The sequence below is a fragment of the Paraburkholderia sp. MM5477-R1 genome (assembly GCF_050436385.1).
In the GTDB taxonomy this organism is placed as follows: Bacteria; Pseudomonadota; Gammaproteobacteria; order Burkholderiales; family Burkholderiaceae; genus Paraburkholderia; species Paraburkholderia tuberum.
Window position 1 is genome coordinate 1,982,406 of the sequence record NZ_JBNDMC010000007.1, and the last position, 15,585, is coordinate 1,997,990.

Consider the following 15,585-nt stretch of genomic DNA (forward strand, 5'->3'; position numbering starts at 1 on the left):
ACCGCGATCGCCTGCGCGCCCCGCTCGCCAGCTAGTACGATGGCCGGTTCCAGTAGTCGTCGCTCGCGTACACGTCTTTCAGATAGTCGATGAAATAGCGCACGCGCGCCGGCACGAAGCGCTGCTGCGGATAGACCGCAAGAATGTCGTAATCGGGCAGCGCATATTCGTCGAGCACGGTTTCGAGCTCGCCGCGCGCGAGCTGCCGCTGGATTTCCCACGTCGAACGCCAGCCGAGTCCGAGCCCCTCCGAAACCCAGCGATGCAGCAGTTCGCCATCGTTGCAGTCGAGCGAGCCGCCCACCCGCACCGTCGCGAGCTTGCCGTTGCGGCGGAAATACCAGCCGCGGTTCTGCCCGCCTTGCAGATTGAACGCGAGGCAGTTGTGGGCCGGCAGATCCTCGAGCGTCTTCGGCTTGCCGTGACGGCGAAAATAGTCGGGCGTACCGCACACCACGCGCCGGTTCGACGCGAGCTTCACCGCGACGAAGTTCGGATCGACCGCGCCGCCGATGCGGATCGACAGATCGTAGCCCTCGCGCACCAGATCGACGACCCGGTCGGTCAGATTGAACGACATCTGCAACTCGGGTTTGTCGCGCAGAAATGCAGGCGCGAGCGGCGCGACGTGCTTACGCCCGAACGCGGCGGGCGCCGACACGATCAGATGGCCGTTCACCGCGCGGCGCCCCGCGCTCAGTTCGTTTTCCGCCTGATCCCATTCGCTGAGAAGCCCGCGGCAGCGTTCGAGAAACGCGGCGCCGTCCTCGCTGACGACGAGCCGCCGTGTCGTGCGATACATCAGCTTCACGCCGAGGCGCTTCTCGAGCGCATCGATGCGCCGCCCGAGAATCACCGGCGACACGCCTTCCTCAAGCGCCGCCGCCGCGAGACTGCCCGCATCGGCGACCCGCACGAAGGTTTCGATCTGTTTGAAGCGGTCCATGTTCGTCTCCCACCTGTCTCTTGCCGGGCTGATGCCGGCCGTGCGCCGGGCTTCACGTCATTCCATACTTTTTGTTTCAGAATAAGCGACCCGGACTGATCTTATCAAACCTTTGGCGCAGGCCTACAGTGTCCCTCAACCGACGTAATTCCCGACCTTGAGGAGACATTCATGGCCAAAATGAGAGCCGTCGACGCCGCCGTTCTGGTGCTCGAAAAAGAAGGCATCGATACCGCGTTCGGCGTGCCGGGCGCCGCGATCAACCCGTTCTACTCGGCGATGCGCAAAGCCGGCGGCATCAGCCACGTGCTCGCGCGCCATGTGGAGGGGGCATCGCACATGGCCGAGGGCTACACCCGCGCGCAGCCGGGCAACATCGGCGTGTGCATCGGCACCTCGGGCCCCGCGGGCACCGACATGATCACCGGTTTGTACTCCGCGCAGGCCGACTCGATTCCTATTCTGGCTATCACAGGCCAGGCGCCGCGCGCGCGTCTGTACAAGGAAGACTTCCAGGCCGTCGATATCGAATCGATCGCCAAGCCCGTCACCAAGTGGGCCGTGACCGTGCGCGAGCCGGCGCTGGTGCCGCGTGTGTTCCAGCAGGCGTTCCATCTGATGCGCTCGGGCCGCCCGGGCCCGGTGCTGGTCGATCTGCCGATCGACGTGCAGCTCGCCGAAATCGAATTCGACATCGACACGTACGAACCGCTGACGGTCTACAAGCCGAAGGCGACCCGCAAGCAGATCGAGGCCGCGCTCACGCTGCTCAACGATGCCGACAAGCCGTTGATCGTGTCGGGCGGCGGCGTGCTGAACGCCGTAGCCGAAGACCTGCTCGTGAAGTTCGCCGAAACGCTCGGCGTGCCGGTGATCCCAACGTTGATGTCGTGGGGCGCGATTCCCGACGACCATCCGCTGATGGCCGGCATGGTCGGTCTGCAGACCTCGCATCGCTATGGCAACGCGACGATGCTCGCGTCCGACTTCGTGCTCGGCATCGGCAACCGCTGGGCCAACCGTCACACCGGCAGCGTCGATGTCTATACGAAGGGGCGCAAGTTCGTGCACGTCGATATCGAACCGACGCAGATCGGCCGCGTGTTCGGCCCGGATCTCGGCATCGTGTCGGACGCGAAGGCCGCGCTCGAACTGTTCGTCGAAGTGGCCAGCGAATGGAAGGCCGCGGGCAAGCTGAAGGATCGCGCCGCGTGGGTTGCCGATTGCCAGCAACGCAAGCGCACGATGCTGCGCAAGACGCACTTCGACAACGTGCCGATGAAGCCGCAGCGCGTCTACGAAGAGATGAACCAGGTGTTCGGCCGCGACACGTGCTACGTGAGCACGATCGGCCTGTCGCAGATCGCCGCCGCGCAATTCCTGCACGTGTACAAGGCGCGCAACTGGATCAACTGCGGCCAGGCCGGCCCGCTCGGCTGGACGATTCCGGCGGCGCTCGGCGTGCGCGCGGCCGATCCGCAACGGCCGATCGTCGCGCTGTCGGGCGACTACGACTTCCAGTTCATGATCGAGGAGCTCGCGGCCGGCGCGCAATTCAAGCTGCCGTACGTGCATGTCGTCGTGAACAACTCGTACCTCGGGCTGATTCGCCAGGCGCAGCGCGCGTTCGAAATGGACTACTGCGTGCAGCTCGGCTTCGAGAACATCAACTCGCCGGAGATGAACGGCTATGGCGTCGATCACGTCGCCGTCGCCGAAGGTCTCGGCTGCAAGGCGATTCGCGTGTTCAAGCCGGAAGAACTGAAACCGGCGCTGCAAAAAGCGCAGTCGATGCTGGCCGAGTTCAACGTGCCGGTGATCGTCGAAGTGATTCTCGAACGCGTGACCAACATCTCGATGGGCACCGAGATCGACGCGATCAACGAGTTCGAGGAACTCGCGGAAAAGCGCGAGGACGCGCCGACGGCGATCAGCCTGCTCGATTGAGCGTTGCGTCTTCGCGGTATTCGCAGCATTCAGCGCGCTCGATGCGCGAGGGCTGAGTTCATGCTCCGCGCCCTCGCCTCATCACGACCAGCGCGCCACTCCCTGACCGACCTGAGAGACAAAAGCACCATGCCTAAATTCGCAGCGAACCTGACGATGCTGTTCAACGAAGTGCCGTTCCTCGACCGTTTCGCGGCGGCGGCCAACGCCGGCTTTCATGCCGTCGAATTCCTGTTTCCCTATCCGTATTCGATCGCCGAATTGAGCGCACGTCTGCAACAGAACCGCCTCAAGCTGGTGCTGCACAACCTGCCGGCCGGCAACTGGGAAGCAGGCGAACGCGGCATCGCGTGCCTGCCCGATCGGGTCGCCGAGTTTCAGGAAGGCGTGGGCCGCGCGATCGAATACGCAAGCGCGTTGAAGGTGCCGCAACTGAACTGCCTCGTTGGCATTCCGGGCGCGAACGTCGACGCCGACACCGCCCGCGCAACGATCGTCGACAACCTGCGCTTTGCCGCGCGCGAGCTCAAGAAGGCCGGCATCCGGCTGCTCGTCGAGCCATGCAACTCGTACGACATTCCGGGCTTCGCGCTGAACCGTTCGCGCGATGGACTCGACGTGATTCGCGAGGTCGGCTCGGACAATCTGTTCCTGCAATACGACATCTATCACATGCAGCGGATGGAAGGCGAACTCGCGGCGACGATCGAAAAGAACCTCGCGCAGATCGCGCATATCCAGCTCGCGGACAACCCCGGGCGGCACGAACCGGGCACCGGCGAGATCAACTATCCGTATCTGTTCGCGCTGCTCGACTCGCTCGGCTACGACGGCTACGTCGGTTGCGAATACAAGCCGCGCACGACGACCGATGCCGGCCTCGGCTGGGTGCAAAGCGTGGCAGGTCAGGCGCGTGGCGCGGCGCATGCGGCGGCTTGAGGCGCCTTGGGGTTCCTGATGGAACCCTGAAGCCTCAACGCACGCCCCCTATAACCCTGGAGATTCACACACATGGCAAAGATCGGCTTCATCGGACTCGGCATCATGGGCGCGCACATGGCGCGCAACCTCATCAAGGGCGGTCACTCGCTGTTCGTGAACGGCGCGTATCCGGTACCGGACGACATCGCGAAGAGCACGAGCGTGGTCGCCAGTTCGACCGCGGTCGCGCAGGCCGCCGACATCGTCATCATCATGGTGCCGGACACGCCGGACGTCGCCAACGTGCTGTTCGCCGACGACGGCGTCGCCGCCGGCCTCACCAAAGGCAAGCTCGTCATCGACATGAGCTCGATCTCGCCGCTCGACACCCAGGCGTTCGCGAAGAAGATCAACGCGCTCGGCGTCGACTATCTCGATGCGCCGGTGTCCGGCGGCGAAATCGGCGCGCGGGATGCGTCGCTGACGATCATGGTCGGCGGTCCCGAGAAAGCCTTTGCGCTGGCCAAGCCGTTGTTCGAACTGATGGGCAAGAACATCTCGCTGATCGGCGACAACGGCGCGGGTCAGACCTGCAAGGTCGCGAACCAGATCATCGTCGCGCTGAACATCGAAGCGGTCGCGGAAGCGCTGCTGTTCGCGTCGCGCTCGGGCGCCGACCCAGAGCGGGTGCGGCGCGCGCTGATGGGGGGCTTCGCGTCGTCGCGGATTCTCGAAGTGCATGGCGAGCGCATGACGAAGCGCAGGTTCAATCCGGGCTTTCGCATCGAGCTGCATCAGAAGGACTTGAATCTCGCGCTCGATGGCGCGCGTAAGCTCGGCATCGCGCTGCCGCATACCGCGAGCGCGCAGCAGCTGTTCAGCGTCTGCGCCGCGAACGGCGGCAAGGCGTGGGATCACTCGGCGATGGTGCGCGCGCTCGAAATCATGGCGAATCATGAGGTCGCGCAGGCGCCGGACAGTGAAGAAGCGAAGGCGGCTTGAGGTCTTCGTGCTTCCTCTTCAGTTCAGCTCGCCGTTGATTCCGCCGGTTGCCGCTTCGGCATCGGCGAGCTCACGGTGAACACAGGTGGGGCGCCCGTTCGTTGCACGGCAGCTTGGGTTGCCGGCGCGGCGCAACGGGCAAATCGCGCCGCTCTGGGCTGAGAGCGGCAAGTGGGGTCCGCAGCGGCACCCGTCGGTGACGGGGAAGCCTTGGTCGGTCAGACGTCGTCGTCGGGTGTCCGGCTGTCGGATTCGCCAATCAATACGTATCGAACACCTTCTGCAACGCCGCCGGCGCAGTGTGGCCCGCGGCCAGCGCCAGCATCAGCAGCACCCTCGCCTTGTACGGATTCAGCGAACCCGCGCTGACGAAACCGAGCGCATCGTCGGCCGCCGCGCCGTTGCGCATCACATGCCCCGAACCCACGCGCGACGAGCGCACCACCGCCACGCCGCGCAACGCGGCATCCGCCAGTGCCTGCTGCAACGACTGGTGGATCGAGCCATTGCCCGTACCCGCCACGACGATGCCGCGCACATCCGCGGCGACCAGCGCATCGATGGCAATCCGCGACACGCCCGCATAGCTCGTGACGATCTCCACCTGCGGCCACACCGCATCGATTGCGAATTCGCTCGCGACCGTATGCGCGCGCACCACGCCGCGCTGGAACTCGACGCGGCCATCCTGCACCCAGCCGAGCGCGCCGATTTCGGGCGACTGGAACGCATCGACCGCATAGGTGCTCGTTTTCACGACGTCGCGCGCGCTGTGAATCCGGTTGTTGAACGCAACCAGCACGCCCTGCCTGCGTGCCGCCGCGTGCGCGGCGACCGTCACCGCATTTAGCAGGTTCAGCGGACCGTCGGCGGAGAGCGCCGACGCTGGGCGCATCGCCGCGGTCAGCACGACCGGCTTATCCGATTTGACGGTCAGATGCAGCAGATAGGCGGTTTCTTCGAGCGTATCGGTACCGTGCGTGACCACCAGGCCGTCGACGTCGTCCGTCGCGAGCAGCGTGTTGATGCGTTGCGCGAGCGTGGCCCACAGCGGCAGCGACATGTCCTTGCTGTCGACGCTGGCGATCTGCTCGGGCGCGATTCGCGCGACCGCGGACAACGCCGGCACCGCCGCGAGCAGTTGATCGACGCCGACGACGCCCGCCTGATAGCCCGACGTATTGGCCGCATCCGGGGCCGCGCCGGCGATCGTGCCGCCGGTCGCGAGCACCGCGATGCGCGGCAGCGTCGGCGCGGTGCTATGGCCGGGGGGAATCGGGAGAGAGGGAGAAGTCGAGGTATTCATGGCGGCGATTGTAAGCGATGCGCTTCGCGTCGCCATGCGTGGAAGACCGGCCGCGGGTTCGGCATGCGCGAGCGTGCGCAACGCGCGAGCGGGCTTAAATCTCATGCGGTGCCCAACTGCACTCATCACCACAAGTATTGACGACGGGTGCAAGTCCCACCCTAAGCTGCTCGCAGCCCTAAGCCGCCTCGCGCAACTGCGCCGCGATGTCTGCCTCGCTCAACTGCGGCGCGAACATCTCGATCAACCGATAGGCGTACGCGCGCAGGAACGCGCCCTTGCGCAAGCCGACACGCGTCGTGCTCGCCTCGAACAGATGCTGCGTGTCGAGCGCGACGAGTTCGCTGTCGCGCTTCGGGTCGTAGGCCATTGCCGCGACCACGCCGATGCCCATGCCGAGTTCGACGTAGGTCTTGATCACGTCGGCGTCGATCGCGGTCAGCACGACGTCGGGCAACGCACCCACTTTCGCGAACGCCTGATCGATATGCGAGCGGCCGGTGAAGTCCTGGTCGTAGGTGACGATCGGGAATTCGGCGATCTCGTCAAGCGTCAGATTCGCACGGCCGACGAGCGGATGATCCTTCGGCACCACCACGACGTGATGCCACGAATAGCACGGGAACGTGACGATGTCGGGAAAACGGTCGAGCGCCTCGGTCGAGATGCCGATATCCGCCTCGCCGTTGATGATCATCTGCGCGATCTGCTGCGGGCTGCCCTGGCGCAGCGCCAGATGCACTTTCGGGAACACCGACGTGAACTGCCGAATCACCTTCGGCAATGCGTAGCGTGCCTGCGTGTGGGTGGTCGCGACGACGAGGTGGCCGCTGTCCTGATCCGCGTACTGACGCGCGACGCGGCGCAGATTCTCCGCATCGAGCAGCATCCGCTCGATCAACTGATGCACGGCCTTGCCCGGTTCGGTGAGCCCGGTCAGACGCTTGCCACGGCGGATGAAGATGTCGACCCCGAGTTCGTCCTCGAGATCCTTGATCTGCTTCGATACGCCCGACTGCGAGGTGTAGAGCACGTTCGCCACTTCGGTCAGGTTCATGTTCTGCCGCACGGCTTCGCGCACGAAGCGCAATTGCTGGAAATTCATCGTTGTGTCTCGGTTCTGCCAGAGTTGAGTTATTGGAGCCGCACATGCCAGGCGAACCACGCGGTACGGCTGATACGTTCTCTCCTGTCCTCAGCGCCGCACTGCGGCGCCGCCACCTCACTGCGCCGGAAACACCCGCATCGCGCGCGGCACCGCGGTGACGCCGTCGCCGATCGCGAGTTGCAGATCACGCCACGTTTCGCGATCGAGTTCGGCTTCGAGCAGATTGCCCTCGCGACCGGCGAGCTCGACGCGCACCGAACCGCCGAGCGTCACCACGCGCCGCACGTCGACGACAATGCCCTCGCGATGCCCCGCCGCCTGCGGATACAACTGCAGATCGTGCGGCCGCACATAGGCGAACGCCGGGCCCTTAAAACCCGCCGCGATCGCGACCGGCAGCGCCGCGCCATCGACGACGAAGCCTTGCGTGTCGACGCTGCCGTGCAGACGGTTCGCCGCGCCGAGAAACTCGTAGACGAACGGCGTCTGCGGATGGTCGTACACCTCCTGCGGGCTGCCGACCTGCTCGACATGCCCGCGATTGAGCACGACGACGCGGTCCGCCACTTCGAGCGCTTCTTCCTGATCGTGTGTGACGAAGATCGTCGAAATATGCAGATCGTCGTGCAGGCGACGCAACCAGCTGCGCAGTTCCTTGCGCACCTTCGCGTCGAGCGCGCCGAACGGCTCGTCGAGCAACAGCACCTTCGGCTCCACGGCCAACGCACGTGCGAGCGCGATGCGCTGGCGCTGGCCGCCGGACAGCTCCGACGGATAGCGCTGCGCGAGCCAGTCGAGCTGCACGAGCTTCAGCAACTCATGCACCTTCTCACGAATCACCTTCTCCGACGGACGTTCCTTGCGCGGCTTCACGCGCAGCCCGAACGCGACGTTTTCGAACACCGTCATATGCCGGAACAACGCGTAGTGCTGGAACACGAAACCCACCTCGCGCTCACGCGCGCCGACCGCCGCGACATCCTGGCCTTGCAGCTCGACCCGGCCGCCATCCGCGTATTCGAGGCCGGCGATCACACGCAGCAACGTCGTCTTGCCGCAACCCGACGGCCCGAGCAGCGCGACGAGTTCGCCCGGCGGAAAGTCGAGCGACACGTTGTCGAGCGCGACGAAATCGCCGAAGCGCTTTTGCAGGTTACGAACGGTGATACCCATTTACAGCTCTCCTTGCTTGAGCGGATGTCGCTGCGACGCAGGCGTGGCGTTGACGAAAAACGAATGCGAAGCGGACTGCGCGCTATTGGCCTGCGAAGCGCCGGACGGCGACACGTGCCCCGCATACGCAGGCACTTCGCGCGCCGCCGACAGTTCCGCCGACATATGACGCCCGGCCAGCAGCTTGAGCCCCAGCGTAACCAGCGCCAGCAGCGCGAGCAGCGAGGCCACGGCGAACGCGGCCGAGAAGTTGTACTCGTTGTAGAGGATTTCGACGTGCAGCGGCATCGTGTCGGTCTGCCCGCGAATATGGCCCGACACGACCGACACCGCGCCGAACTCGCCCATTGCGCGCGCATTGCACAGAATCACGCCGTACAGCAGACCCCACTTGACGTTCGGCAGCGTGACGCGACGAAACGTCTGCCAGCCCGATGCGCCGAGCACGTGCGCGGCTTCCTCCTCGTCGTTGCCCTGCGCCTGCATCAGCGGAATCAGCTCGCGCGCGACGAACGGGAACGTGACGAAGATCGTCGCGAGCACGATGCCCGGCACCGCGAAGATGATCTGCACGTTGTGATCTTCGAGCCACGGGCCGAACCAGCCCTGCGCGCCGAACATCAGCACGTAGATCAGGCCGGAGATCACCGGCGACACCGAAAACGGCAGATCGATCAACGTGGTCAGCAGCGCCTTGCCGCGGAATTCGAACTTCGCGATACACCACGACGCCGCAAGGCCGAACACGAGGTTCAGCGGCACCGCGATCGCCGCGGTGAGCAGCGTCAGTTTGATCGCCGACAGCGCATCCGGATCGGCGAGCGCTTCGAAGTAAAAACGCAGCCCCTTGTTCAGCGCCTGGTAGAACACCGCGGCGAGCGGCACGGCCAGAAACAGCGCGAGAAACAGCAGTGCGAGGCCGATCAGCAGCCAGCGCACGAGCGCCGGCTCGCTGACCGGATCGGGGCGACGCGCCACGCTCGCCGGGTGGGTCGGAACGCGGCTCATTGCACACCTCCACCGATAGCGGCGACGCTCGTGGCCACTGGCGCCGATCCCGTCTTGCCGCGGCTCGTGCGCCGCTGCAGATACCACTGCAGCGTGTTGATCGACAGCAGCATCAGGAACGACACGACCAGCATCACGACCGCGAGCGCCGTCGCGCCCGCATAGTCGTATTGCTCGAGCTTCGTGATGATCAGGAGCGACGTGATCTCCGACTTCATCGGCACATTGCCGGCGATGAAGATTACCGAGCCGTATTCGCCGAGCGCGCGCGCAAAGGCGAGCGCGAAGCCGGTCAGCAGCGCCGGCAACACGGCCGGCAGCACGACGCGGCGAAACGTGAGCCAGCGCGACGCGCCGAGACACGCGGCTGCCTCCTCCTGCTCGCGCTCGAACTCCTCGAGCACCGGTTGCACGGTGCGCACGACGAACGGCAGGCCGATGAACGTCAGCGCGACCAGCACGCCCGCCGGCGTGAACGCGATCTTGATGCCGAGCGGCGCGAGGAACTGGCCGATCCAGCCGTTGCCCGCATACACGGCCGCGAGCGAAATGCCCGCCACCGAGGTGGGCAACGCGAATGGCAGATCGACGACCGCATCGACGATACGCTTGAACGGAAACGTGTAGCGCACCAGCACCCACGCGACGAGAAAGCCGAACACCGCGTTGATCAGCGCGCCGCCTAGCGCCGAGAAAAACGTCAGCCGATACGACGCGAGCACACGCGGCGACGTGACCGCGCGCACGAACTGATCCCAGTCGAGCGTCGCGGTTTTCAGAAAGGTCGCCGCCAATGGAATCAGCACCACGAGGCTCAGATAAGCCACCGTGATGCCGAGTGTCAGGCCAAAACCGGGCAATGCGCTCGGCTTGCGGAAGGTCAACGTGGTCATGCTGGATACTCGTTCATGGTTGATGCTCGCGCGGTTGTTCGTTTTGCCGTGCTGCCGTACTGCGGTACTGCCGCACTGCTGGGCACCGGACCCCGGTTAGCCGAAAGCGCGCCCATTGGGCGCGCCCTTTTGCCCCTGGCTGTGATTCAGGCGGTGGTTCTTACTGCGGCTGATAAATTGAATCGAACACGCCGCCGTCCGCGAAATGGGTCTTCTGCGCGTTGGTCCAACCGCCGAACGAATCGTCGATCGTGTAGAGCTTCAGCTTCGGAAACTTCGCGGTCAGATCGGCGGGCACCTTGCTGGAACGCGGACGATAGAAATTGCGCGCGGCGATCTCCTGACCTTGCTCGCTATACAGGAAGTTCAGATACGCTTCGGCCAGCTTGCGCGTGCCGTGTTTGTCGACGACCTTGTCGACCACCGCGACCGGCGGCTCGGCCAGAATGCTCACCGACGGCACCACGATCTCGAACTTGTCCGGACCAAACTCCTTCAGCGACAGGAACGCCTCGTTTTCCCACGCGATCAGCACGTCGCCGATACCGCGCTGCACGAAGCTCGTGGTCGCGCCGCGCGCGCCCGAATCGAGCACGCCGGCGTTCCTGTACAGCTTGCCGACGAACTCCCTGGCCTTCTGGTCGTTGCCGCCCGGTTGATGCTCGGCGTACGCCCACGCGGCCAGATAATTCCAGCGCGCGCCGCCCGAGGTCTTCGGATTCGGCGTCACGATCGACACGCCCGGTTTCACCAGATCATCCCAATCCTTGATGTGCTTCGGGTTGCCCTTGCGCACCAGAAACACGATCGTCGACGTGTACGGCGATGCGTTGTCCGGCAGACGCTTTTGCCAGTTCCTGTCGACGAGCCCCTTGTTCGCGAGCGCGTCGATGTCATAGGCGAGCGCAAGCGTCACGACGTCGGCCTGCAGTCCGTCGAGCACCGAGCGAGCCTGCGCGCCCGAGCCGCCGTGCGACTGCCTGAAGGTGACGGCTTCGCCGGTCCTGGCCTTCCATTCCTTGCCGAATGCCTGATTGATGTCCTGATACAGCTCGCGCGTCGGATCGTAGGACACGTTCAACAGCGTGGTGTCGGCGTGCGCTACGCCGCTTGCGCCCAACATGCCGAGCGCACCGGCCGCGCCGACGGCGAGCGCCGCGATCAGTTTTCTGGTTCGAGCCGCAAGCCCCATATGCCGATGGTTCATTTCAATTTTTCTCCGCGTGATGGTCCGCTGATGAGCGTCTGGTGTTGTTCTGCGTCGCGGTCACGTGCACATGAGCGCCAACCGGAGGCCAGTCTATCGAAGCGCTTTCATTATTAAAAATAATGTTTCTTCATTTTTTAATGCTCAAAAGTGGTAACGACAGATGCGCCGGCGGTTGGGACGCCGACAACGCCGTCATGTCGCCGATAAACGACGCCCCAGCGTGGCCCTTGCGCCGAACTTAAAGTAAAGCTTGAAATGCGCCGAATACTGTATAAAAATACAGTCACCTGTTCATACATACAGTGGCCATGACAAAACTCACCGCACGACAGCAGCAGGTTTTCGATCTGATCCGCCGCGCGATCGAACGCACCGGCTTTCCGCCCACTCGCGCGGAAATTGCCGCCGAACTCGGGTTCAGCTCGGCCAATTCCGCAGAAGAGCATCTGCGCGCGCTGGCGCGCAAGGGCGTGATCGAACTCGCGGCCGGCGCGTCGCGCGGCATCCGCCTGCTGTCCGGGCAGGAGGACGCGCCGTATCAGTTCACCCTGCCGCATGCGGGCCTGATGCAGTTGTCGTTGCCGCTGATCGGCCGGGTCGCGGCGGGTAGCCCGATCCTCGCGCAGGAACATATCTCGCAGCACTACGCGTGTGACCCGGCGCTGTTCTCGAGCAAGCCCGACTACCTGCTGAAGGTGCGCGGCCTGTCGATGCGCGACGCGGGCATTCTCGACGGCGACCTGCTCGCGGTGCAAAAGCGCACCGAAGCGAAGGACGGCCAGATCATCATTGCGCGGCTTGGCGACGACGTGACGGTCAAGCGTCTGAAGCGCCGGCCGAATGGCATCGAACTGATCGCCGAAAACCCCGATTACGACAACATCTTCGTGGAAACCGGCAGCGCCGATTTCGCGCTCGAAGGGATCGCGGTCGGGCTGATCCGCCCCAGCGAGTTCTGATCTTTCGCTGTCGCCAGAACGCTTGCGCCGGTTTGTCCGACCCAAGCCGCATTTACGCCTGCATTTCCGACCCAAGCCGCATTTACGCCTGCATTTACGCCGAATCGCCTGGAGAGACTCATGGAACGCCTTGCCCGCCTGTTGCCCTTTCGCCAGTTCGGCCGTCTGCGCCATCTGCGCAAGCTCACGCCCTGCGCGCTAATCGAGGCGCCCGCTGCGCGCACGCCGTCGCTGTTCGACGCGGCTGCCGAAGCTTCCGGTCTGCCGTCGTCGTTGCCGGCGTTCGCGCGCGTGTCGCTGAATTCGGCGCTGAACATCGCCGAGCCCGCGCGTCGCGCGCCGGTGCGGGTCTATCATGGACCGTCGCGACTGATCATGGTCGGCACGGTCGACGCCGTATGCCGTATGATCGATCGCTGCATAGCCGACGAAGCCAACGTGCACGGCGCGGTGTTCGAAGCGTGAGCGAATCCTGAGTACGCATGCAACAAGCACTTCGGATGTTCAGAGATTCGCGTGGGATGGGATCGTTTCGTCCTCGCCGTGGTCGACGTTAGATCATCACTGACGTGGAGTCCCATTCGATGACAATTCGGAAACGCATACAGGGCAGCGCCACCCGGCCGCTGCTGATCACGCTGATCGTGGTGATCGTGATTGCCGCGCTGGGCTTTATTTATGCGTCACCGTATCTCGCGGTGAACAATCTCAAACGCGCCGCCGATGCGCGCGACGTGCAAACCGTCAATCAGTACGTGGACTTTCCCGCGCTACGCGATAGCCTGAAGCAACAGGTGGGCGCCATGCTGACACGCCGGCTCGAGGCGGATGCCGGCAACAAGATGGCCACGATCGGCGCGGTGATCGGCGTGACGCTGATCGGCCCGCTCGTCGATGCCTATGCGACACCCGACGGCGTCGCGGCGCTGCTGAACGGCATGCCGCCGCGTGGCACGCCGGGCGAGCAACCGTCCGCGCCGCCGGCCGCACCAGCCGCGGGCGACACCACCACGCAGGCGAGCGCACCGCCGCCCGGGCGTCAAAGCACGGCCGGCTATCGCAGTCTCAACGAGTTTGTCATCACGTACCGGCGTGGCGAAGGTAACGCGAATTATTCGGCAATCTTTCGTCGCGAAGGTCTGGTCACGTGGAAACTCGCGGCGATCAATCTGAACGAGTGAGATCGAAGCCTGGCCGGATGGGATGCGTGGCTGGCCATCGGGGCCGGCCACTCGACAGGGCCTATTCACATCTGGACTAGATAACGGGGCGCGCGGCTTCGCGTCCCTCACTAGCCCATTACGCCGCAGCCGCCTGCTGCTGCTCCTGCGCGGACGAGCACGCCACCAGAATGCTGCACGACACGCGGTCGAGCAGCGGCGTGTTGCCCGCCCCCATCCACCACCGCGACAAACCAGTCCTGCAGCGATGACCCACCACCACGAGGTCGACCTGCAACTCGTTGGCAAGATTGGCGATCTCGTCGATCGGATGACCGAATGCGAAATGCCCTTGCGCGCTCACGCCTCGCTCGGTCAGCCAGTTCACGCCCTCCTGCAGAATCTCGCGGGCCGTTTTTTCGAAGCTGCTGCAGGCGACGTCCGTCAACAGGCCCGCGCTCTGCGCGATGCTCGAACGCATGTCGACGACCGACAGCAGATGCGTTTCCGCCTTCAGTTCCAACGCCAGATCGGCACCGCAACGCAGGGCTTTGCGGCCTTCGCGCGAGCCGTCGTAGCACAACAGGATTTTCTGGTAGCTCGCCATCTGTTTTCTCCATTCGCGCGGAAAGCGCGGTCTGAATCAATCATGGTGCGCCGCAATTCGGCTTGCAAGGGATGGAAAACGCTAAGTGCATACTCGGTGCATGCCGATCCAGTCTGCACAAGCGTTGGGCGACCCGACGCAGTGTTTGCACACGGATGCCGCAATGCAAAACTTCGTTTGCGAACGCTGCGTCGACACACTGCGGGCCGGTTGACGTGCCAGTCGTGCCACCGCCAATCAGCGGCGCGAATCGACACCGACGAGCGCATCGCACCCTGCGCATGACGCGTTCCCGGACACCCGCTCGCATCAGCGATCCGATACCTGGAGTAAGCGGCTTCGCGTGCGCAATGCGTGCATCGCAGGTATGTTGTGTGTCGTGCGCGTACGTTGTGTCTTTTTCCGGAGCCTTGCTCGAGCCATGCCCACCGCCCCCATCGAATTCCATCAGGTCAGGAAAAGCTACGGCGAAAAAACGGTCGTCGACGGATTGTCGTTTCATGTGAACACCGGCGAATGCTTCGGGCTGCTCGGCCCCAACGGCGCCGGTAAGACCACGACATTGCGCATGCTGCTCGGCATTGCGGCGCCCGACGCCGGCGCGATCCGGCTGTGCGACGAGCCGATCCCGGGCCGCGCGCGCCTCGCGCGCTCGCGCGTCGGCGTGGTGCCGCAGTTCGACAACCTCGATCCCGATTTCACGGTGCGCGAAAATCTGCTCGTATTCGGTCGCTACTTCGGTATGAGCGCCGCGCAGTGTCGCGCGGCGGTGCCGGGTCTGCTCGAATTCGCTCGCCTCGAGAACAAGGCGCACGCGCGCGTGAGCGAACTGTCGGGCGGCATGAAGCGGCGCCTCACGCTCGCGCGCGCGCTGATCAACGATCCCGACGTGCTGATCATGGACGAGCCGACCACCGGTCTCGATCCGCAAGCACGCCATCTGATCTGGGAGCGGCTGCGCTCGCTGCTCGCGCGCGGCAAGACCATTCTGCTGACCACGCACTTCATGGAAGAAGCCGAACGGCTCTGTCATCGACTGTGCGTGATCGAGGAAGGCCGCAAGATCGCCGAAGGCGCGCCGCGCGAGTTGATCGAGTCCGAAATCGGCTGCGACGTGATCGAGATCTACGGCCCCGATCCGTTTGCGTTGCGCGACGAACTCGCGCCGCTCGCCGAGCGCACCGAGATCAGCGGCGAGACGCTGTTCTGTTATGTGAGCGACGCGCAGCCCGTGCATATGCGCCTCAAGCAGCGCGCCGATTTGCGCTATCTGCATCGGCCGGCGAATCTCGAGGATGTGTTTCTGCGGCTCACCGGTCGCGAAATGCAGGACTGAACCCATAGC

At 64.4% G+C, this 15,585-nt stretch carries 15 protein-coding genes; 7 read left to right on the top strand and 8 right to left on the bottom strand.

What is annotated here, in order from left to right; translation table 11 throughout:
• Positions 1-31: 31 nt before the first annotated feature.
• Positions 32-946 carry a substrate binding domain-containing protein gene (locus OKW35_RS37945; protein ID WP_184043936.1) on the bottom strand — a complete coding sequence of 305 codons (915 nt, stop codon included), beginning with the start codon at positions 944-946 and terminating at the stop codon, positions 32-34.
• A 171-nt stretch (positions 947-1,117) separates the two neighbouring features.
• On the opposite strand from OKW35_RS37945, the gene gcl reads away from it, so the two are divergent.
• The 3 genes from gcl to OKW35_RS37960 all read left to right on the top strand — a co-directional run bounded on the left by gcl (position 1,118) and on the right by OKW35_RS37960 (position 4,816).
• Positions 1,118-2,893 (top strand): glyoxylate carboligase, encoded by a 1,776-nt coding sequence (gene gcl / locus OKW35_RS37950; protein ID WP_429554726.1) that lies wholly within the window; start codon positions 1,118-1,120, stop codon positions 2,891-2,893.
• A 129-nt stretch (positions 2,894-3,022) separates the two neighbouring features.
• The gene (gene otnI / locus OKW35_RS37955; protein ID WP_429361351.1) at positions 3,023-3,832 is read left to right on the top strand and encodes a 2-oxo-tetronate isomerase; all 810 of its coding nucleotides are present in this window, start codon (positions 3,023-3,025) and stop codon (positions 3,830-3,832) included.
• A gap of 72 nt (positions 3,833-3,904) precedes the next feature.
• Positions 3,905-4,816, top strand: coding sequence for a 2-hydroxy-3-oxopropionate reductase (locus OKW35_RS37960; RefSeq protein ID WP_184064829.1), 912 nt, complete (start codon positions 3,905-3,907; stop codon positions 4,814-4,816).
• Positions 4,817-5,075: 259 nt separating this feature from the next.
• On the opposite strand, the gene OKW35_RS37965 is transcribed toward OKW35_RS37960, so the two are convergent.
• From OKW35_RS37965 to OKW35_RS37990, 6 genes are all read right to left on the bottom strand, one after another.
• Positions 5,076-6,122 (bottom strand): asparaginase, encoded by a 1,047-nt coding sequence (locus OKW35_RS37965; protein WP_429554727.1) that lies wholly within the window; start codon positions 6,120-6,122, stop codon positions 5,076-5,078.
• A 178-nt stretch (positions 6,123-6,300) separates the two neighbouring features.
• Positions 6,301-7,227, bottom strand: coding sequence for a CysB family HTH-type transcriptional regulator (locus OKW35_RS37970; RefSeq protein ID WP_184063795.1), 927 nt, complete (start codon positions 7,225-7,227; stop codon positions 6,301-6,303).
• A gap of 117 nt (positions 7,228-7,344) precedes the next feature.
• Positions 7,345-8,403: a sulfate/molybdate ABC transporter ATP-binding protein gene (locus OKW35_RS37975; RefSeq protein ID WP_429554728.1), complete on the bottom strand. Its 1,059-nt coding sequence runs from the start codon at positions 8,401-8,403 to the stop codon at positions 7,345-7,347.
• Entirely contained in the window at positions 8,404-9,411 is a 1,008-nt protein-coding gene (cysW, locus tag OKW35_RS37980) for a sulfate ABC transporter permease subunit CysW (protein ID WP_429554729.1), read from the bottom strand.
• Positions 9,408-10,304, bottom strand: coding sequence for a sulfate ABC transporter permease subunit CysT (gene cysT / locus OKW35_RS37985; protein ID WP_184029216.1), 897 nt, complete (start codon positions 10,302-10,304; stop codon positions 9,408-9,410). Before cysT ends, cysW begins: the two co-directional genes overlap by 4 nt.
• Positions 10,305-10,464: 160 nt before the next feature.
• Positions 10,465-11,511, bottom strand: a complete 1,047-nt coding sequence (locus OKW35_RS37990) for a sulfate ABC transporter substrate-binding protein (RefSeq protein WP_429554730.1) — start codon at positions 11,509-11,511, stop codon at positions 10,465-10,467.
• 311 nt (positions 11,512-11,822) lie between these two features.
• Here OKW35_RS37990 and lexA point away from each other — a divergent pair, with 311 nt between their 5' ends.
• The 3 genes from lexA to OKW35_RS38005 all read left to right on the top strand — a co-directional run bounded on the left by lexA (position 11,823) and on the right by OKW35_RS38005 (position 13,654).
• Positions 11,823-12,473, top strand: coding sequence for a transcriptional repressor LexA (gene lexA / locus OKW35_RS37995; RefSeq protein WP_026225415.1), 651 nt, complete (start codon positions 11,823-11,825; stop codon positions 12,471-12,473).
• Between the two features lie 120 nt (positions 12,474-12,593).
• A complete protein-coding gene (locus tag OKW35_RS38000) occupies positions 12,594-12,938 on the top strand; it encodes a hypothetical protein (RefSeq protein WP_184043952.1) in 345 nt (114 codons plus the stop codon).
• Positions 12,939-13,057: 119 nt separating this feature from the next.
• Entirely contained in the window at positions 13,058-13,654 is a 597-nt protein-coding gene (locus OKW35_RS38005) for a DUF2939 domain-containing protein (RefSeq protein ID WP_429554731.1), read from the top strand.
• A gap of 118 nt (positions 13,655-13,772) precedes the next feature.
• Here the strand turns inward: OKW35_RS38005 and OKW35_RS38010 are convergent, their stop codons facing one another.
• Entirely contained in the window at positions 13,773-14,240 is a 468-nt protein-coding gene (locus OKW35_RS38010; protein ID WP_090804531.1) for a universal stress protein, read from the bottom strand.
• A gap of 421 nt (positions 14,241-14,661) precedes the next feature.
• Here OKW35_RS38010 and nodI point away from each other — a divergent pair, with 421 nt between their 5' ends.
• A complete protein-coding gene (gene nodI / locus OKW35_RS38015) occupies positions 14,662-15,576 on the top strand; it encodes a nodulation factor ABC transporter ATP-binding protein NodI (protein ID WP_429554732.1) in 915 nt (304 codons plus the stop codon).
• The last annotated feature ends 9 nt before the right edge of the window (positions 15,577-15,585 follow it).